17 protein-coding genes are annotated in these 19,516 nt (G+C 50.7%); 4 read left to right on the forward strand and 13 right to left on the reverse strand.

Going from position 1 to position 19,516, the window contains the following annotated elements:
- Positions 1 to 37 precede the first annotated feature (37 nt).
- Positions 38 to 1,204, reverse strand: a complete 1,167-nt coding sequence (gene argE, locus O4H49_RS06615) for an acetylornithine deacetylase (RefSeq protein WP_269422647.1) — start codon at positions 1,202 to 1,204, stop codon at positions 38 to 40.
- Positions 1,205 to 1,509: 305 nt separating this feature from the next.
- Here argE and O4H49_RS06620 point away from each other — a divergent pair, with 305 nt between their 5' ends.
- A complete protein-coding gene (locus O4H49_RS06620) occupies positions 1,510 to 2,400 on the forward strand; it encodes a LysR family transcriptional regulator (protein WP_269422648.1) in 891 nt (296 codons plus the stop codon).
- A gap of 118 nt (positions 2,401 to 2,518) precedes the next feature.
- Here O4H49_RS06620 and O4H49_RS06625 read toward each other — a convergent pair whose 3' ends face one another.
- The 8 genes from O4H49_RS06625 to O4H49_RS06660 form a co-directional block, all read right to left on the reverse strand.
- Complete coding sequence (locus O4H49_RS06625; protein WP_269422649.1) at positions 2,519 to 3,085, reverse strand: PAS domain-containing protein; 567 nt, start codon at positions 3,083 to 3,085, stop codon at positions 2,519 to 2,521.
- 363 nt (positions 3,086 to 3,448) lie between these two features.
- Positions 3,449 to 4,429, reverse strand: coding sequence for a peptide ABC transporter ATP-binding protein (locus O4H49_RS06630; RefSeq protein ID WP_269422650.1), 981 nt, complete (start codon positions 4,427 to 4,429; stop codon positions 3,449 to 3,451).
- Complete coding sequence (locus O4H49_RS06635; RefSeq protein WP_269422651.1) at positions 4,429 to 5,451, reverse strand: ABC transporter ATP-binding protein; 1,023 nt, start codon at positions 5,449 to 5,451, stop codon at positions 4,429 to 4,431. Before O4H49_RS06635 ends, O4H49_RS06630 begins: the two co-directional genes overlap by 1 nt.
- Before the next feature lie 5 nt (positions 5,452 to 5,456).
- Positions 5,457 to 6,392, reverse strand: coding sequence for an ABC transporter permease subunit (locus O4H49_RS06640; RefSeq protein WP_269422652.1), 936 nt, complete (start codon positions 6,390 to 6,392; stop codon positions 5,457 to 5,459).
- Positions 6,392 to 7,411 (reverse strand): ABC transporter permease subunit, encoded by a 1,020-nt coding sequence (locus O4H49_RS06645; protein ID WP_269422653.1) that lies wholly within the window; start codon positions 7,409 to 7,411, stop codon positions 6,392 to 6,394. Before O4H49_RS06645 ends, O4H49_RS06640 begins: the two co-directional genes overlap by 1 nt.
- Before the next feature lie 84 nt (positions 7,412 to 7,495).
- On the reverse strand, positions 7,496 to 9,055 hold the full coding sequence (locus tag O4H49_RS06650) for an ABC transporter substrate-binding protein (protein WP_269423093.1): 1,560 nt from the start codon (positions 9,053 to 9,055) through the stop codon (positions 7,496 to 7,498).
- A gap of 669 nt (positions 9,056 to 9,724) precedes the next feature.
- Entirely contained in the window at positions 9,725 to 10,099 is a 375-nt protein-coding gene (locus O4H49_RS06655; protein ID WP_269422654.1) for a PilZ domain-containing protein, read from the reverse strand.
- Positions 10,100 to 10,262: 163 nt separating this feature from the next.
- Complete coding sequence (locus tag O4H49_RS06660) at positions 10,263 to 10,649, reverse strand: flagellar basal body rod C-terminal domain-containing protein (RefSeq protein ID WP_269422655.1); 387 nt, start codon at positions 10,647 to 10,649, stop codon at positions 10,263 to 10,265.
- Positions 10,650 to 10,906: 257 nt separating this feature from the next.
- On the opposite strand from O4H49_RS06660, the gene O4H49_RS06665 reads away from it, so the two are divergent.
- From O4H49_RS06665 to O4H49_RS06675, 3 genes are read left to right on the forward strand one after another with little or no spacing between them, the layout of a single operon-like run.
- Positions 10,907 to 11,473, forward strand: a complete 567-nt coding sequence (locus tag O4H49_RS06665; RefSeq protein ID WP_269422656.1) for a PadR family transcriptional regulator — start codon at positions 10,907 to 10,909, stop codon at positions 11,471 to 11,473.
- Positions 11,470 to 12,591 (forward strand): efflux RND transporter periplasmic adaptor subunit, encoded by a 1,122-nt coding sequence (locus O4H49_RS06670; protein WP_269422657.1) that lies wholly within the window; start codon positions 11,470 to 11,472, stop codon positions 12,589 to 12,591. The genes O4H49_RS06665 and O4H49_RS06670 overlap by 4 nt, the downstream gene beginning before the upstream one ends.
- Complete coding sequence (locus tag O4H49_RS06675) at positions 12,588 to 15,791, forward strand: efflux RND transporter permease subunit (protein ID WP_269422658.1); 3,204 nt, start codon at positions 12,588 to 12,590, stop codon at positions 15,789 to 15,791. Before O4H49_RS06670 ends, O4H49_RS06675 begins: the two co-directional genes overlap by 4 nt.
- Positions 15,792 to 15,859: 68 nt before the next feature.
- On the opposite strand, the gene O4H49_RS06680 is transcribed toward O4H49_RS06675, so the two are convergent.
- The 4 genes from O4H49_RS06680 to O4H49_RS06695 form a co-directional block, all read right to left on the reverse strand.
- Complete coding sequence (locus O4H49_RS06680; protein WP_269422659.1) at positions 15,860 to 16,468, reverse strand: CDP-alcohol phosphatidyltransferase family protein; 609 nt, start codon at positions 16,466 to 16,468, stop codon at positions 15,860 to 15,862.
- A 40-nt stretch (positions 16,469 to 16,508) separates the two neighbouring features.
- Positions 16,509 to 17,330: a CDP-alcohol phosphatidyltransferase family protein gene (locus tag O4H49_RS06685; protein ID WP_269422660.1), complete on the reverse strand. Its 822-nt coding sequence runs from the start codon at positions 17,328 to 17,330 to the stop codon at positions 16,509 to 16,511.
- 1 nt (position 17,331) lies between these two features.
- Positions 17,332 to 18,030, reverse strand: a complete 699-nt coding sequence (locus tag O4H49_RS06690) for a phosphatidylserine decarboxylase (protein ID WP_269422661.1) — start codon at positions 18,028 to 18,030, stop codon at positions 17,332 to 17,334.
- A 130-nt stretch (positions 18,031 to 18,160) separates the two neighbouring features.
- Positions 18,161 to 19,324 carry a LysM peptidoglycan-binding domain-containing protein gene (locus O4H49_RS06695; RefSeq protein ID WP_269422662.1) on the reverse strand — a complete coding sequence of 388 codons (1,164 nt, stop codon included), beginning with the start codon at positions 19,322 to 19,324 and terminating at the stop codon, positions 18,161 to 18,163.
- Positions 19,325 to 19,516 lie beyond the last annotated feature (192 nt).

Raw genomic sequence — 19,516 nt, forward strand, 5'->3', positions numbered from 1 at the left:
CCTCGGTAAGAACAGGTGTTCGTATAAAATTGAATATCTATCGACTGAGATGCTCTATCAGTCTGCGCTGGAACTGCACCCCGGCATCCAGTTGCTGTAAAGATAAAAATTCGTTGGCAGCGTGCGCCTGGGCAATATCCCCCGGCCCACAGACAATTGTAGAGTAGCCGCCATCCTGGAATTGCCCGGCTTCAGTGCCATAGGCAACAACGTGTTCGGCATTATCGCCTGTCAACTGACGCACCAGCCTTTCCGCAGCGCCATCTTCCTCTCGACGGCACCCGGGCACGGCACAGGTCACTTTGACATCAATGCCGGTTGAAGGCTGGATTTTCTGCATCTCGGCTTCAAGTTCCGCAACGTACGCGCGATAGGCTTCGAGATAGTCATCCGCATTTTCGGTTGGCAGAGTCCGGATATCCGTAGTGAACATACAGTCTTTAGCCGTAATGTTATCAGCGGTTCCCCCCTTGATCACCCCACAATGCAAGGTCGTATAGGGCGGATTAAACAGCGCGACTTCCGGCAGCTGTCCTGTACGAGCGCGATTTTCTGCCATTGTTTCTTCATGCCAGAGCACCAGGCGGGCGGCAATATGTACGGCAGGGACCCCTGTGTGGACCAGGCTGGAATGAACCTCGTACCCCCGGACATGGGTTTCCAGACCAAGTACGCCCTTGTGACTGCTCACGACCTGCATCATGGTTGGTTCGCCAACAATGACGGCTTCGGCTTTAACCTTTGTCGCCATGTCCTCGATCATTAAAGGCGCGCCAAGACAACCGACTTCTTCGTCATAGGACAGAGCCAGATGTACAGGGCGTTTGAGATTGGCTTCGAGCATTTCAGGAACAAGAGACAGCGCAATAGCAGAGAAAGCCTTCATATCAGCAGTTCCGCGCCCATAAAGCTTTCCATCCTTTTCTGTCAGCACAAAGGGATCAGTATCCCAGGGCTGCCCCTCAACCGGTACAACGTCTGTATGTCCAGACAAAATCACACCGCCCCCACAATCCGGGCCAATCGTCGCCCAGAGATTACTCTTGGTGCCTTCAGCGTTGGGAACACGTTGGGATGAAACACCAAGATCATCCAGATAGGATTCAACAAACTCGATCAGGGGAAGATTGCTGTTGCTCGAAACACTGTCAAAAGCAACAAGTCTGGAGAGCATTTCTTTGGCTGTATAACGCACGGAAACCATACACCTTTTTAGAAACGGAGTTATCTATCACTTCTGCCTGTATTTTCAGAAGCCAGCTCAACAGTGGAAAATCTCTTAGGAAAAATCTTGGTTGCCTGATTCCACTTTGCTCGACCGAGATTTAGGGTAACAAGCACAAAATTACCAAACAGAGAATTCTCAGCTGAAATCGCAGGCCAACCCTTTGCAACAGAATATTTTTTATTCCCGCAACTTTTCAGTCATAAAAAAATACAAGGTCATGGACTGGAATCAACGCATAAAGACGTATATCAATATACAAAATTGATATACTGGAATTTGTCATGCGCATGCGTCAGCTCGAGGCCTTTCGGGCAACAATTCTGAACGGCACCATCTCTGCTGCCGCACAAAAACTCAAAACGACACAGCCAACCATAAGCAGACTCCTGGCTGACCTGGAGTATTCGCTGAAGCTGAACCTTTTCCACCGTCGCAAGGGGCGAGTCGTCCCGACACCGGAGGGGATGGAATTTTACCGAAAGCTGGACGAGGTGTTCGATGCCTTCACCAAACTCCGTACTGCCGCTGAAGATATTTCCCGCGACAAGGAAAAAGAACTCAGGGTGATTTCACTCCCAGCACTTTCCATCAGCATCGTACCAGAAATACTGGAGGAGTTTTCCTCCAATCACCCGGATATCTCTATTTCCCTCAATTCTTCCGATGTTGTGAGCTATTTTAACCGCATCAAGGACGATGACATTGATATTGCGCTGGGCAACCAGATGGGGGAACAGCCAGGTGTCGAACAGATCACACTGGCAAAGGTCAACTATATCTGCGCCCTCCCCCCCGGGCACCCCCTGGCAGAAAAAGAGTTTATTTGTGCTGCCGATCTTGAAGGAGAAAGAATGATCGGCCTAGACAGTGACCAGATCCTCTCCTTCCAGCAGCACGCCGATCTCTATGAAGCCATTCATGCCAAACAGCAATTCAGTACCCAGCACTCCGGGAATGCCTATGCCCTTGTCAGACAAGGTCTCGGGATTTCACTTCTCGAACCCTTTTCTGCTCCCATCTGGGCCGCTGCAGGCGTCGTGATCAGGCCGTTTTATCCCAAGCTGGTCTATCGTTATTCTGCCTATATCCAAAAAAACCGGGTACAGGTTGGAATCATCAACGAGTTACTGGAAATCGCGACCCGAAAATTCAAAAAATATGGAACCTCCTGAGCACCGTTTTGTCATTTTCTTCCCGTCGTTTTCCTGGAAAGAGGCTGAGAAACAGATTGCCGCTCATTTGACCAGAACGGAATGCGCCTGTCTTGAGCTACGATATCCGCTGTCTGGATCAGTCTGCCGTCGAAATCAGCCCAACAAGAATTCGCGACACCTGACCGTTCTCGCCAAGCGGCAGGATTAATCTGTCCCAGGTACTCAGCTTGAGAGAGTGATGCGGTATGTGCCGGGTATACAGCGGTTCCCGGCGCTGTAACATGGCGCGATAGGTGATCGCAAAAAAAGCCCGAAGCGGAGTCCAGATTTCGGAAACCAGCTGGCCTGTCAGATCTTTTCCTGGTTCATTCATAATCGCTGACCCATAGAGCCGATATCTAAAGTCCTCGCCACCATCCAGTACATCAAGAACAGTCACCCGTCCGAGAATGGGGCGCAGTGCAAAGGGGTCGACATCAGCAGGCGCTGGTGCAAAACGTCCTGCCCTGGTCGTTTGCCACCAGTCCAAAAGAAATTTCAACTCTTCACAAGGGAGGTGATCTGCATCAACTCGCCAGCGAATCTGGGGGCTTGGACTGCCCAGCTTCTCCATTAACTGACCAAGAGCAATATACTCTTCCTTGACCAGTTCTTCAGCCCGGCTCCACAACACTGCAGAAGAAAAATTTACGGTCTCTTGCATATCCCCACCAAATGAAAAAGCGACTGGCCTGTCACAATGATACCCGTCACCAGAATTTCAAATTACGTTCGAACGTCTGCCAAGATACAGAATAAGTGTTAAGGAAAACCAATTACATCATGATTGCCCTTACACATACAAATATAAAGGGAAAAATAAACAAATATTACAATCTAAATGAGTTTTATGGCTTTGTTTCTTGGTAGCCATCACAAGGACAAGGCGTCAAGAAGCCGTCGCTCCGACAAGGGGAACAAGACCGACAGGGATACGGCCAACAACACTGCCGGGCCTCAAGCATTAAAAAAAACGGACCCGGTTACCCGGATCCGTTTCATCACCAGAAAGATCACCTGGTTTATATTAATTCCGCCCTTCAGCGACCGCGTGGCAAGAAACCTGAGCCGAACTGGTCGGAGCCAGCTTGGGCATTTCAGCCTTGCAACGTTCGTTTGCCAGAGGACAACGCGGATGGAATGTACAGCCTGAAGGCGGATTAAGTGGAGAAGGCAATTCTCCAACCAGCTTGATCCGTTCACGTTTACGGCTCGGGTCCGCAACCGGGGTCGCAGAAAGCAGGGCCTGAGTATAGGGATGTTGGGGATTGCTGAAGATCTCCTCCCTGCTACCATGCTCGACAGGTTGCCCGAGATACATCACCAGCACATCATCTGCAATATGGCGAACAACCGACAGATCATGCGAAATAAACAGATAGGCAAGGTTCATTTCTTCCTGAAGATCCGTCAGGAGGTTAAGCACCTGCGCCTGAATAGATACATCCAGTGCCGAGACAGGTTCATCAAGGATCACAATCTTTGGTCGCAGCATCAGGGCACGTGCAATGGCAATACGCTGGCGCTGGCCACCTGAGAACATGTGAGGATAGCGATCCGCCTGTTCAGGGCGAAGCCCGACCCGTGACATCATGCTGAGCACTTCAGCCCGGCGTTCCGCGGATGACATGGAGGTATTGATTTTCAGTGGTTCTTCCAGAATGGCACTGACCTTCTGCCGTGGATTCAAAGACCCGTAAGGATCCTGAAATACAATCTGTACCATCTGGCGGAGGGTTCGTTTTTCCTCGGCTGTGTGGGCAGATCCGATATCAAAACCACCGAGAACCAACTCACCATCTGTCGGCTTTTCAATCAACGTTACCAGACGGGCCAGAGTTGATTTACCGCAACCGGACTCGCCGACAACAGCCAGTGTTTTACCGGCTTCCAGATTAAAAGAAGCACCATCAAGAGCCTTAACCGTTCCCCCTTTGGCGAACATACCGCCCTTGATCTCATAATATCGTTTGAGATTATTGGCTTTTAGAACTGTTTCAGCAGCCATTATACATTTCCTCCCAAAGCTTCCTGGCCTGAAGATCCCTGGCTGGAAACACCTGGATGGTTGTTCGTCGGTTTGCCATCAACCAACGGATAGTGACAGAGCACCTTACTATGCAGTGCCGGTGGCGTTGAACGGCATTTGTCTGTTGCGAACTGACAGCGCGGGTTGAACAAACAGCCTGTTGGCCGATCCAGCAACCCTGGTACAACACCCGGTATAGAGGGCAATCGCTTGCCCGTTGCCCTTTCAGGCAAAGCACTCAGAAGAGCATGGGTATAGGGATGCTGGGGTCTGGCAAAAAGATCGACAACATTCTGTCGTTCAACCTGCTGTCCGGCGTACTGGACATTTACGACCTCGGCGGTTTCAGCAACAACCCCCATGTCATGGGTAATGAGAACCAGAGCCATGCCACGTTTGTGCTGAAGATCCTGGAGCAGTTCGAGAATCTGCGCCTGAATGGTAACATCCAACGCGGTTGTAGGCTCATCTGCAATCAACAGGCGAGGGTTACAGGCGATCATCATCGCGATCATGACACGCTGGTTCATCCCGCCGGACATCTGGTGCGGGAAAGCACGCAAACGGCTTTCCGGCGCAGGGATACCCACCAGCCCCAGAAGCTCGACAGCCCGGGCCTCCAGTTCTTTTTTAGTTCCACCAAGATGTTCCTTGATCACTTCCATGATCTGGTAACCCACGGTGAAACAAGGATTGAGACTTGTCATCGGTTCCTGAAAAATCATCGAGATATCTTTACCGATAATCTTGCGACGCTCTTTCTGGGAAATGGTCAGGAGATCCTGGCCATCGAAGTTCATCCGATCCGCTGTGATTCTGGCCGTCCAGGGCAGAAGCCCCATCAATGCCAGCATGGACACAGATTTACCTGAACCGGATTCACCAACAATCGCCGCCATTTCTCCCTGATCAATCTCAAGGTCGACACTATCGACCGCCCGGAAAAGACCATGGGCCGTTTCGAACTCGACGGAGAGATTTCTAATTTCCAATAAACTCATGGGGATCAGGACCTCTTCATCTTCGGATCAAGGGCATCGCGCAAGCCATCCCCCATCAGGTTGATCGACAAAACTGTCAACAAAATAGCCACTCCCGGGAAGGTCACAACCCACCAGGCACTGAGAATAAACTCGCGTGCTTCGGCAAGCATTGTGCCCCATTCAGACGCAGGAGGCTGGGCCCCCATACCAAGAAAGCCTAGTGCTGCTGTATCAAGAATAGCTGTCGAAAAGCTCAAGGAAGCCTGAACAATCAGGGGGGCCATACAATTCGGCAGAATGGTAATACACATCAGGCGCCATGTTCCCGCCCCGGCAACCCGGCTGGCAGTAACGTAATCACGTGCTGATTCAGCGACAGCCGAAGCACGAGCCAAACGAACGTAATGTGGCAGATAGGTGATCGAAATCGCAATCATAGCATTACGCAAGCCTGGACCCAGGATCGCAACGAGAACCAGTGCCATCAGAAGGCTTGGTATAGACAGGATCACATCCATGACCCGCATGACGATTGTCTCGTACATACCCCGGAAAAAACCGGCTGACAAACCAAGCATCACACCTATGGAAAGACTGATAACAATAACGATACAGCCGGCGTAAAGCGAGAAGCGGGCACCATGCATCAGACGGGATAACAGGTCACGCCCCACAGGATCCGTTCCCAGCAGGAATTCGGCATTACCGCCTTCCTGCCACGCAGGAGGGATCAAAATAAAATCACGGTACTGTTCGATCGGCGAGTGCGGGGCAATGACATCTGCAAACACCGCCACAAGAACGACAAACAGAAAGAAGAAAAGTCCGGCAACAGCGCCTTTGTTTTCAGAAAAATAAAACCAGAATTCCCGCATCTGCTGGCGAAACGGGCTGATCGGCTTAGGAGCTTCAGTCTGGGGAGTTTCATTCTGGTCAAGAGTGTTTTGAACCTGGCTCATCATGATCTCCGGTGAAGAATACGTGGATTGATCAAGCCATACATGAAGTCAACCAACAGGTTTACCAGCATGACAATGGAGGCGATCAGAACAATACCACCCTGAACCGCGAAATAATCGCGACGGGAAATGGAATCGATCATCCATTTGCCAATACCCGGCCAGGAAAAGATTGTCTCGGTCAGGATAGCGCCAGCGAGCAGAACACCAACCTGCAAGCCAATTACGGTGATCACGGTAATCAGCGCATTACGTAAAGCGTGAATGCCCACAATGCGAAACGGGGAAAGCCCCTTGGCTTTGGCCGTTCTGACATAGTCTTCCCCAAGGATTTCCAGCATCGCTGAACGGGTCTGTCTGGCAATGATCGCCATGGGGATGGTTCCCAGAACAATCGTTGGCAGTACCAGGTGAGCTGCTGCGGATTTAAAGGCCCCCTTCTCATCACTGAGAAGCGAATCAATCAGCATAAATCCGGTCTGGGTATCCACCCAGAAAAGGGCTGAAATTCGACCGGAGACCGGGGTCAGATTAAGCATATCCGGGCTAGAAAAAAGAATAATAAGCAGTAGCCCCCACCAGAAAATCGGCATGGAATAACCAGTAAGGGAGATACCCATCAGGGTATGGTCAAAAGCAGAACCGCGTTTAACGGCAGCAACAATTCCCGCTGGAAGGCCAATCAAGGCGGCAAAAATAATTGCGCAGGTGGCTAATTCTATTGTTGCCGGGAACCGGACAAAAAACTCTTCAAGTACGGGCTGTTTACTGGAGAAAGAAGTTCCCAGATCGCCATGTAGAATGCCGACCAGAAAAGAGAAATACTGTTCCCATAAAGGTTTATCAAAACCCAATGTCGCCATAAGTTCCGCGTGACGTTCCGGGGAAACACCGCGCTCACCGGCAAGAAGCTCTACCGGGTCACCTGGCAGCATCCGTATAAAACTGAAAGCCACAAGAGTAACACCCAGGAATGTCGGGATCAGAAGTCCCAACTTTGTAAGTATAAACCGTATCATAGCGATCCTGACAGTTCGCTTATAGTAAGGCGGGGAAGGTTACTGGAACCTTCCCCGTCTCAAAAGCAGTTATTTGAACCTAACTTATTCTTTTAGATCAACACCGTAGAATACGTGTCCACCAAAAGGATCGATGCGGAAATCAACAACTTCCGGACGAATTGGCTTGAACACAACGGAGTGAGCAATCGTTGCCCAAGGAGCCTGTTCCTTGAAAACAATCTGGGCTTCTTCGTAGAGCTTGATACGCTCGTCGAAATCGCTGGTTGTTTTCGCTTTCTGGATCAGGTCTTCAAAAGGTTTGTGGCACCACTGTGCACGGTTGGAACCGCCAACACCATCACAGCCGAGAAGAACGGCCAGGAAGTTATCGGGATCACCATTGTCCCCAGTCCAGCCAAGCAGAACCGCACCGTCACGATCTTTATCTTTAGAACGCTTCAGATACTCACCCCACTCGTAAGAGACGATCTCGGCGGTTACACCAACATTCGCCCAGTCAGCCTGAATGAGTTCCGCCATACGACGGGCATTCGGGTTGTAAGGACGCTGTACTGGCATTGCCCAGATTTTCGTGGTCAGACCAGAAACACCAGCTTCAGCCAGCAGAGCCTTTGCTGCTTCCGGATCATATCCGTCATCAACAGTCGCGTCATTGTAAGACCAGATTGTTGGTGGAATCGGGTTTTTGGCTACTTTACCAGCACCCTGGAACACGGCATCAATGATGGCTTCTTTGTTCACGGCCATGTTCAGCGCTTTACGCACTTTCGGGTTATCGAACGGAGGCATCAGAGAATTGTATGCAAGATAGCCAACGTTCAGGCCTTCCTGCTGCATCAGGTTCACATCAGAGTCAGAGGCCATTGCTTCCAGATCCGCAGGATTTGGATAAGGCATAACGTGACACTCACCAGCTTTCAGCTTCTGATAACGAACAGAGGCATCAGGAGTGATGGAGAAAACCAGTCTGTCCAGAGGTGCTTTACCGCTCCAGTAGTCTGGATGGGCTTTATAGCGGATCTGGGAATCTTTCTGGTAATCTTCGAACTGGAAAGGACCAGTACCAACCGGCTTCTGGTCGAAATCGTCCAGAGTACCTGCTGCTGCCATTGCATCAGCATATTCAGCAGAGTGAATGGAGGCGAAATCCATCCCCATGTTGGCGATAAACGGTGCTTCAGGACGGTTCAGGATGAATTTGACGGTATAGTCATCAACCTTGACGATGTCCTTGATCAGATCCGGCATGGACATGCCGTTGAAGTACTCGTAGTTCCCGCCGGAAATCTTGTTGTATGGGTGATCAGCATTGCGCTGACGCTCAAACGAGAAGATCACGTCATCAGCATTGAAATCACGTGTCGGGGTAAAGAATTTTGTTGTATGGAACTTTACACCCTTACGCAGGTTAAAGGTGTACTCCGTACCGTCTTCACTGACTTCAAATCCCTCTGCGAGCGCGGGAACGATTGTAGTGGAACCACGCTCAAACTCGACAAGGCGGTTAAAAACCTGGCGAGACGAAGCGTCAAATGTTGTACCAGCAGTGTAAAGTGCCGGGGTGAAACCTTCAGGACTTCCTTCAGAACAGAAAACCAGTGTTTTGGCTTCAGCTGCAGAGAAAGAACCCATTGCAAGCATACCGGCAACAGCCGCGGTAGCTAGAAGTCCTCTTTTAATCACGATATCTCCTCCCAATTTCGAAGATCAGCGCAGGATGCGCATTATTTTTGTTTTTGGTATCTCGTTACCTAATCAAATAAGGATGGCATTACGCTATCCATCTCTAGTTGCATAGTCAATTTGCAGATACTGGCTGGCACAAAATTGTATAAAATAATTGTGACAGAACGGGGATCATACTCCACCTGGAATCAAAAAGATATTATATTTATAAATCATGAGGATAAGTGAATATTCACCAAGAATAATCCGCTCAAAATCAGGACACTATAGAACCACAAACCATCAAAAAAAGCAATAATATTAGGGCCGTATTCCCGAAATATAGAAGCCATAGATCACATCCACCCCACCATGAAACAACTCATGGCAGCAGTGTTTTTCCCAAAAGAACCAGAGACTCCTGCAAGCAAGTAATCAATACGAGCAGCATTGTTCGTTTCTGCCCCTCATTTTTTCAATCTTCGGCCAACCGGAAACGCACATCCCGGCAGACCAAGATTGCTCACGGCAAAGATAAAACCGATACGGGAATAAAATCGTTAAACAGGGATAAAAGGGGGAGGTTCGCCAGTCAGAAACCGAGCAGGAGTTTGTTAAAAATCAGGAATCAGACTGATCCCTCGCTCAGATAAATTCCAGGCAACGCAGGGGCAGAATGCCTGCCATGATACTTGCCAGTTTTTCCGGACTATCCTTGAAGCGCAACCCGACAACCTGGCCTCTTGACCAAACCACTTCCGAGATAAACTGAACACCATTAGAGATATTGATCACCAGCCGCGTACCAACTGCAAGCCCCTGTTCAAATCTGGCACGGACACCATTTACAGAGATGTCGAAGATAACACATTTGCTGGACATGCCTGAATCTTCACTGGAACATTCACCATTCCAGAGAACAGAGATGCGCTGAAAGCGCCGCTGATCATCCCCTGCAAAATCGGTAACGGTTTTCTGTGTCATTGGTACTGCCTCAATCTCCTGGTGCTTACTGACCATCTACAGGCCCGTTCACACGGATCAGATGTATTATTATAGGAGATAAGAGCCAAACAGTAAAGTTAACGCCCCTGAAGAGAGGTTTATCCTGAACAGAGGCTTGAAAGCGGCCCCAAAAACCGTGAGCAAAAGTCGGATTACCAAATCACCCGTATGACAGATCTTACTTAGCGGTATTTGCGCCAAGTTCCAGCAACGCCTCATCAAGTTCGGAGAACGTTCTGATCACAGCAGCATTTGCCTTGTAGGCCGTGACAGCAAGCTTCTGATTCACCAGTTCCTCTTCAATGTTAACACCTGTCGAAGAAAAAACCTGAAGGAAATCACTCGCCTGCCCTGTCGCAGACAAGGGGGTATTTGCAGTCAGTTGACGCACAGATCCACGCACACCCGGCTCTGTGCTGAAGGCATTAACCTCGCTGGGGGTAAAGGGAACCTTTTCCGGCAAGCGACCAGAGTCGAGAGACCCCGCATTGACGATATTATTCGCCGATACAGACACTTTCAAAGACTGCAGCTTAAGGCCGGATACAGGTATTGAATAGTCCATTTACATATTCTCCTTACCTGCATTCTACGCTTTCTCAAGAGCGCTGGCAATTTCGGGTATTTTAGATAAATCCCCACTTTTATTCTCCCGGAATCTCCCCCTGAAACCGGAACGGAAATCCATAAAACCCTGCAAATCCTGGTTTTCAGGAAACAGAAAATTTCATGATACCCACATCATTCCGTCATATATCGGCTTGATATATGACGGAATGATCTATATCTAACCCACATAGATGATAAAACGAGAAAATCTTCATGGATGTCAGAACTCTTTGCCTAGGCGCCCTCTATCTGGGAGAAGCCAGTGGCTACGAAATAAAAAAAGCTTTTGAGGAAGGCCCTTTCAGCCACTTTCAGGATGCCAGTTTTGGCTCGATCTATCCGGCACTCGGACGCCTGTCCAATGAAGGATTGGTAGATTGCACCCAAATGGCCCAGGAAAAGCGCCCCGACAAGAAAGTCTATCGTCTCACAGAAAAGGGAAGTCTGGTGCTGATCGAGAGTCTCATGACACCTCCTGCGCCCGATAAAGTAACTTCGGATTTTTTCTTTCTACTTTATTTTTCCGATCTGCTTCCTCCTCGACAGACACGTCAGCTTATCGACAAGCGGATCGCCTTTTACCAGGACACCATAAAGCGCATGAGTGACTGTGACCCATCTACTTTTCCGCTGGGACAGCAACTCTGCCACGGCCTGGGCATGACCATTTACAAATCCTCGCTCGACTATCTTGAGCAACACAAACACGCATTTCCGGGTGAGGCTTCCTCCCTCCCGCCGCTCTCAAACAGCAAGACATCAGGCAGGCTCGTATCATGAAAATATCCTATCTCCTTGCATTCACACTTGCTGCAGGATCTATTGCCTGGGTGGCATCTGGTCAGTTGGCGGGAAATTCCGAGGCAGGAACATCGACACAGCCAGAGATCAAGAAACCTCCCGTCGATCTGAACCAGGCACAGCGCATTCCTTCGGTTCGCGTCCTGCAACAAACTGCAGAAAGCTTTACACGCCATCTGACCATACGCGGTCGGACCGAAGCCTTGCGTTACGTTGACGTGAAAAGTGAGACCAGTGGACGCGTTGTCGAACTCCCCTATGAAAAAGGGCAGCGGGTTGAATCGGGGAAGATCATCGCACGGCTGGATGTGAATGAAAGATCCGCCAAGGTCGCCGAGTATGAAGCCCTGAAAGAGCAAAGAGCCATTGAATACACGGCCGCCAAGCGCCTGTCCCAAAAAGGTTTCAAGGCAGAAACCCAGCTCGCAGCAAGCAAAGCCGCACTGGAATCTGCCGAAGCGGAACTGAGTCGGGTCAAAGTCGCTCTTTCCAACACCCGTATTCCTGCGCCCTTTAACGGGGTGCTGAATGAACGCAGCGTCGAAATTGGCGAGTTTGTTGATGTCGGGGACAAAATCGGCACCGTTGTCGATCTTTCGACAATCCTTGTTGCCTCGGATGTCAGTGAACGGCTGGTGCCCTTTATTTCTGTAGGAGACCCTGCAACCGTCAAACTGGTAACTGGAGAGAAAATCAAGGGTTCCGTCCGGTTTATCGCCTCCATGGCAGATCCCGCAACCAGAACATTTCGGATCGAAATTGCTGTCCCCAATGACAAGCGGCTCATCACGGATGGAATGACCGCAGAGACCACAATTGATCTAAACACAACCCGGGCCCACAAGGTCTCTCCCGGGATTCTCACAATTTCTGATTCTGGTACCGTCGGCGTCAAAACGATAAATGACAAAAACCAGGTCGTGTTCCGAGAAGTAAGCATCCTCGAAAACGCTTCTGATGGTCTCTGGCTTGGTGGTCTGCCCGAAACCCTGACCTTTATCGTGATAGGCCAGGAGCTGGTAACTGACGGCCAGACAGTTGACCCTGTTGATGCCCGGACACTGCAGGTTTTCAACGGAGGAGATAACCGCTCATGAACGGTATCATCTCAACGGCCCTTGGACGGTCGCGTACAGTTCTGCTTTCCCTGATCCTTATTTTGATTGCCGGGGCTGTGTCCTACGTCACGATCCCCAAGGAAGACAATCCCGACATCGATATCCCCACGATCTATGTCAGTATGCATCACGACGGCATTTCCCCTGCCGATGCTGAACGCCTGCTGCTCAAACCCATGGAAAAAGAACTCCGCAGCCTCGAAGGCATCAAGGAAATGAGTTCCAAAGCCTTTTTGGGGGGCGGAAATGTCACAATGGAGTTTGACGCAGGATTCGATGTGGATCTGGCCCTGGCTGATGTCCGCGAGAAGGTCGACATTGCCAAGGCAGAACTGCCGGATGATGCCGATGAACCGACGGTTCACGAGATCAATCTGAGTCTTTTTCCAATTCTGGTCGTCAATCTGTCCGGCTCTGTGCCAGAACGGGCCTTGCTCGACATCTCCAAGGATCTGCAGGACAGACTTGAAGCCCTGCCTAACGTCCTCGAAGCCAAATTGATTGGAGACCGCGATGAGTTGATCGAGATTGTTGTCGATCCTCTGATGCTGGAAAGTTATAACCTCGATGCAAACGACATTATAAACGCCGTCGCCAAGTCGAACCTTGTGGTTGCCGCCGGATCGCTTGATACAGGACAAGGCCGTTTTGCCATCCAGGTCCCGGGACTTTTCGAGAGTACAGATGATATTCTCAATATGCCGGTCAAGGTCAATGGCGATGCAGTTGTCCGGTTAAGAGACATCGGCCTGCTGAGGAAAACCTTCAAGGATCCGACAGAATACGCCCGGGTTAACAGTCACCCTGCCCTGACACTGGAAATTTCCAAGCGGACCGGTACGAACATTATCGAGACCATTGAACAGGTTCGGGCCGTGGTCGAGGAAACCCGGAAAAGCTGGCCAGAATCCATCGAGGTTTCCTTTAGCCAGGACAAGTCCACAGATATCCGCACAATGCTCCAGGATCTGCAGAACAACGTTCTTTCTGCTATTATTCTGGTTATGATTGTCGTCGTTGCTGCTTTGGGTTTCCGTTCTTCCCTGCTGGTCGGACTTGCTATTCCAGGTTCCTTTCTGGCCTCGATCATGATGCTGCATGCTGCCGGGATGACTGTGAACGTTGTGGTTCTCTTCAGCCTGATCCTGTCGGTTGGTATGCTGGTTGATGGCGCAATTGTCGTCACAGAGTTTGCCGATCGCAAGATGAGCGAAGGCCTGCACCGGGTTGAAGCCTACAAACAAGCAAGTATGCGCATGGCCTGGCCGATCATTGCCTCGACAGCGACAACCCTGGCCGCTTTTGCCCCGCTGATTTTCTGGCCGGGCATCATGGGCGAGTTCATGAAGTTCATGCCTATTACCCTGATCGCGACCCTCAGCGCGTCCCTGGTGATGGCGCTGGTGGTAGTCCCTACCCTGGGCGGGCTGATAGGCAAGCCCGGTGGCGCAGCAGACAAGGAAACCATGGAGAACCTGGCAGCCTCAGAAACCGGAGATCTGCACAAGGTCAAGGGGCTGACTGGCGGTTATATCTCTCTTATGGAAAAAGTCCTTCGCTTCCCCGGTACTGTCCTCAGCCTGACCTTTGTGTCTTTTATCGGGGTGATCTTTCTGTATGGCAGCTATGGCAAGGGCGTTGAGTTCTTTCCCGATATCGAGCCGGATAACGTCGTGCTACAGGTGCGTGCACAGGGGAACATGTCGATTGATGAACGTGATTTTCTGGTCAAACAGGTCGAGGATATCATTATCGAACTACAGAATGACAAACAGGAATTCCACAGTATCTATGCCAACAGCAATGCAGAAAGTTCGACTGGCAGGGATCAACCCGAAGATGTCATTGGCAACATCCAGATGGAGTTTACCGACTGGTTCAACCGCCGCCCTGCGGATGAAATCCTCGACGAAATCCGCGACCGTACGAGCATGCTGGCAGGCATCTCGATCGAACTGCGCAAAGAACAGGATGGCCCTTCATCCGGAAAACCAATCCAGATCGAGGTGTCTTCAGATGACCCGACAGGGGTCTATCCGACAGCCAAACTGATAGCCGATCACCTTCAGGCGTCAGAGGATTTCATCGATATCGAAGATGGCCTGCCCATTCCCGGGATCGAATGGCGTATTGACGTCGATCGGGCACAGGCGGCCAAATTCGGGGCCGACATTGCCCTGATCGGCAGTTACATCCGTATGGTCACAAACGGGATGAAGCTCGGCAGTTATCGCCCGGATGAAAGTGATGAGGAAATTGATCTGGTGGTTCGCCTGCCTCGTGATTACCGGAGCATCGAACATCTTGACCAGATCAAGATACAGACCAACGTCGGCCTTATTCCGATCTCGAACTTCATCACCCGGACGGCTTTTCCCAAAGTCGGCCTGATCAACCGCGTCGACAGCAAGCGTGTTGCCACTGTGAAATCCGATATCCGGCCGGGCCTTCTGGCTGATGACATGGTCAAGCAACTGGGAAGCTGGCTCGCCACCCAGGACATCGATCCGTCGGTCAAGGTCGAATTCAAGGGAGAAAATCAGGACCAGCAGGAATCACAGGATTTTCTGGTCAAGGCCTTTGGCGTTGCGCTCTTTATGATTGCAATCATTCTGGTTACCCAGTTCAACAGCTTCTACAGCGCGTTTCTGATCCTCTCAGCTGTGATCATGTCCACCATCGGGGTTCTGCTCGGCTTGCTGATCACCGGACAACCCTTCGGTATTGTTATGTCCGGGATCGGTGTCATTGCCCTCGCCGGCATTGTGGTCAACAACAACATCGTGTTGATTGATACCTATGATTATGTTGCAACCAGGTTTAAGGACCAGAAAGAAGCCATCATCCGCACAGGTGCCCAGCGCCTGCGCCCTGTTTTGTTGACGACAGTCACGACTGTTCTCGGATTGATGCCGATGGTCCTCTCGACAAATATCGATCTGATCAACAGAACGGTACAGATCGGTGGGCCCTCGACCCAGTGGTGGACACAGCTTGCCACAGCCATTGCCTTTGGCTTGTGTTTTGCAACCATTCTCACACTGGTGATCACCCCCTGTTCCCTGATGATCCGTTCCAACACCCGGAATTTTGTACAGAGGATGCGACAGCGGTTAAAGAAATCTGATATCTCTATGTCTGATGAAGAAAGCTCTTCTCCGCCAAAAGCCGCTGAGTAGAAATAAAAAAAAGCCCCCGAAAGATAAATTCTTTCGGGGGCTTTTTTATCGGGCCAAGGTAACGTTATTCAGGGGCGAAATGTCGTCATCGCCGCATGGATACGAAATGCCGTGGTGATCCAGCAAAGCGACCCGAACCCCCAGGCCATCCAGGGAAAGCTACCCGGCCAGATACAAAGAGCAATAAGAAAGACAATTGTTTCTGTCCCTTCCGTCAGCCCCCCGAGGTAATAGATACTTTTTTTACCACGGATATCTGTCGAGATTCCCCGTTTTTCTGCCACGATGGCAAAGGCAAGAAATGAGCTTCCCGTGCCAACAAAGGAAAAGATCAGGAAGGCTGCCGGGAGACTGTTGAGTAACGGATCAAACAGGGCAAACCCAAAGATGACCGCCGAATAGAACAGGAAATCGAGGGTGATATCCAGATACCCTCCCAGATCAGACAGGCCCCTGATCCGCGCGACAGCCCCGTCCAGTCCGTCACAGATGCGGTTCAAAAGAATACAGACCAGCGCAATCTCCGGCCGACCGAATGCCAGGGCCGGGATAACCATCAGACCAATACCAAACCCGGTCCAGGTAACCTGATTGGCCGTAATCTCCCTGTCAGAAACAGAACGACCCAGCCGCTCAAGGGCCGGGTCAATTCTTTTACGCATCCAGGCATCAAACATAAAGATCAGTTTCCGTCGTCTTTAGTCAGCTTGTTTCAGTTTACTTTCCTGTCGGCTGCTGGTCTTGCCCGGCCTCGGAATTTTTGTTTTCCTGGGTCATCTGCGCCATCATCTTGGCCTTGGTATTCCGGTAGGAAAACTGAGCCAGAATGATACTGACCAGATACCCCAGACCTGCAACGCTGAGGAACATCCAGGGCGTGCTGTAGAGCAACATGATACAGATCGCCACGCCCAGCAAAACGAACCCGACATACCGCCGCGGGATTCTGATACGTTTTGATGAATAGGTTGGTATTGTGCTGATAAACAGCCCGCCAACCAGAACCAGCATCACGCCGTTAAGTATGGAAGAGCGGAAAAAATCATCGCCCAGCTCGAAACTGAGCACGACCGGCAACAAGATCAGCCCTGCGCCACAAGGGGCCGGGATGCCAGTAAAGAACTTGGTCGCCCAAGGGGGAGGATTTTCATCCTGCAAGCTGGCATTAAAGCGGGCCAGCCGCATGCCGCAACAGATGGCAAAAAACAGGGCAACAGCCCAGGCCAGTCCCCCGGTGCCGTCCATAGCCCAGAGATAGATTAGTAAAGCAGGTGTGACGCCAAAGTTGACAAAATCGGCCAGTGAATCAAGTTGAGCACCAAATTCACTGGTCCCTTTCATCAAGCGGGCAACCGGACCATCCAGTCCATCCAGCACCATCGCCACAACAATTCCGGCAACCGCCAATTCCCAGTTCTGGGCCAGCCCTGCCCGGATTGCGGACAAACCGGAGCAGAGGGCCATCAAGGTGATTGCATTGGGAATCAAACGGTTTATAGAAAAACCATGAAGGCGGTGACGGCGCTTGAGACCTGCCATGTTATCTCACCTCGGCTTCACGAATAGATTCATCTGATTGCAGATCGGCAATAACAGTTTCTCCGCCGATCATTTGCTGTCCAACAGCCACCAGCGGAGCAACGCCGTTTGGCAGATAAACATCCGTGCGGCTGCCAAACCTGATCAGGCCGAATCTTTCGCCGGTTTTGACTTCCTGACCCATGCTCAGATTACAAATGATCCGTCTGGCAATCAGGCCGGCAATCTGCACGAAAGCGATTTCCTTGCCATCTTCGGTTTCCATCTTGACCGACATCCGCTCGTTCAGCTCAGAAGCCTTATCAAGAGCCGCGTTGAGGAAAGCGCCATGATGATAAGCCAGTTCGGTAATTTTACCAGCAGCAGGTACGCGGTTCACATGCACATCGAACACACTGAGGAATACCGAAACCCGCATCAGCGGTTCTGTCCCCATGTTAAGTTCAGCAGGTGGCGCTGCTGTTTCAATCGCACTGATGTGCCCGTCAGCCGGGCTGACAATCAACCCTGCCCGAACCGGGGTCTGACGCTCTGGATCGCGAAAAAAGTACGTGCAGAATGCAGCAAGTATCAATCCGACAATTGCCAGGGGCTTCCAGATAAGAGCGAAGATCACGCTCAAGGCGAGCGCTCCTCCAACGAAAGGCCATCCAGCTTTGTTTATTGGCACCAGTATGTGCTTGAGCACAGTCTTCTCCATTCATTTATTCATAAATTTTTCTGTCGAACCCCCAACAGTACAAAGGGCCCGACAGCAGTTAATCCTGTCTAATACGTTATTCCGGCAGCAAATGTAAGGTTTTTTACAGCGACCAAAAGGACATTGAAAATCACTCGCCTTTTGGCAGAACAAAAATCTGTCCGGGGTAAATCAGATCCGGATCCCGAATTTGATCTCTGTTCCGATCATAAATAACCGCAAAATGAGCCCCTTCCCCGTAAATGCTGCGAGAAATACGCCAAAGGCTATTGCCAGGCTGGACCGTTACAACGCGTTCATCTGGTCGGGTTTCCACCTTGCCTGAGCGGGAGAAAGGAATTTCGACACGCGCCGTGACCTTCCCGGCCTCATCAAGCTGATCAATCCGGAGCTGATGCAGCCCTTCTTCGACGTTTTGTTCAGGTTCGACAGTCCAGCGCCCCTGATCATTGGCAGTGCCCTGCCCAACAAATTCGTTATTGAGATACCCTGCAACCTTTTTCCCCGGCGTGGCGGTTCCGCCGATAACGGTCTTGCCCGCATCATCATAATCAACACTATCCAGCGCCAATTCACCGTTTTTGATACCTTCCTCGCCAATCTTTTCAGGAAGTTGCAGTACCCGGCTGGCTCCCTGGTTATCAGCGGGAACCAGAACAGCAAGAGCTGATTTTTCACCTTCAGGAACATCGACAATCGCCACATCTGCAGATTTCAGTTTGCTGCCATCCTCCTGTTCAACCTCCAGCCCCAGTTCATGCGTACCTGGTTCAAGCGGCGTTTCAAGAACATAGACCCATTGACCATTCTGATCAGCCTCTACGCGCCCCAATATGGTTGTTCCATCAAGGATCCGGACCTCGTTGTCAGCGGGTGCCCGTCCTGCGAGGACCGTATCTCCGTTTTTTTCAACCCGGATAATATCAAACGAGAGTTCGGACGCCTTATCCCCGGACAGGTTGTTATTTTCAGCTTTTTGTGCGTCTTGCTCCTCTGCCGGAGCAGTGGCGTCGCTGCCGGTAGTCTCCGCTATATCAGGATTATCTGTCTTCACTGTTTCTGACGTTTGCGGGGATTCTTCTGGAGATTCCTCTGGGGATTTTTTGACCGTCTTGTCCCGAGGAGTAAGAGTTTTCGTAACGACCTCGGCGTCTCCAGAGGCTCCGTCAGACAGGCTGACCGATGGGTCATCACTGCCTGTATACCAGATCACCCCACCGATCGCGGCAAGGGCGAGGACAATAACGAGAGCAAGGGCGAAGGCGCGGCTCAAAGGCATAGTCTCCCAAGACATTGACGAACAGACACCCAAAGGTGATTTCCCTCCGGGGGTGCCTGGATGATTGGACAGGTTAAGGACTGCGCAAAAAAGCACAAGACACAACTTTTACCCGATATAATTCAGGATGTCATTCAGGCAAGCATCCCTCTCAGGAAAAATAATCATTTTTTCACAAGCATAAAAGCCACTTATTGGAATATGATG

Origin of the sequence: Kiloniella laminariae (assembly GCF_027214005.1) — a bacterium.
In the GTDB taxonomy this organism is placed as follows: domain Bacteria; phylum Pseudomonadota; class Alphaproteobacteria; order Kiloniellales; family Kiloniellaceae; genus Kiloniella; species Kiloniella laminariae_A.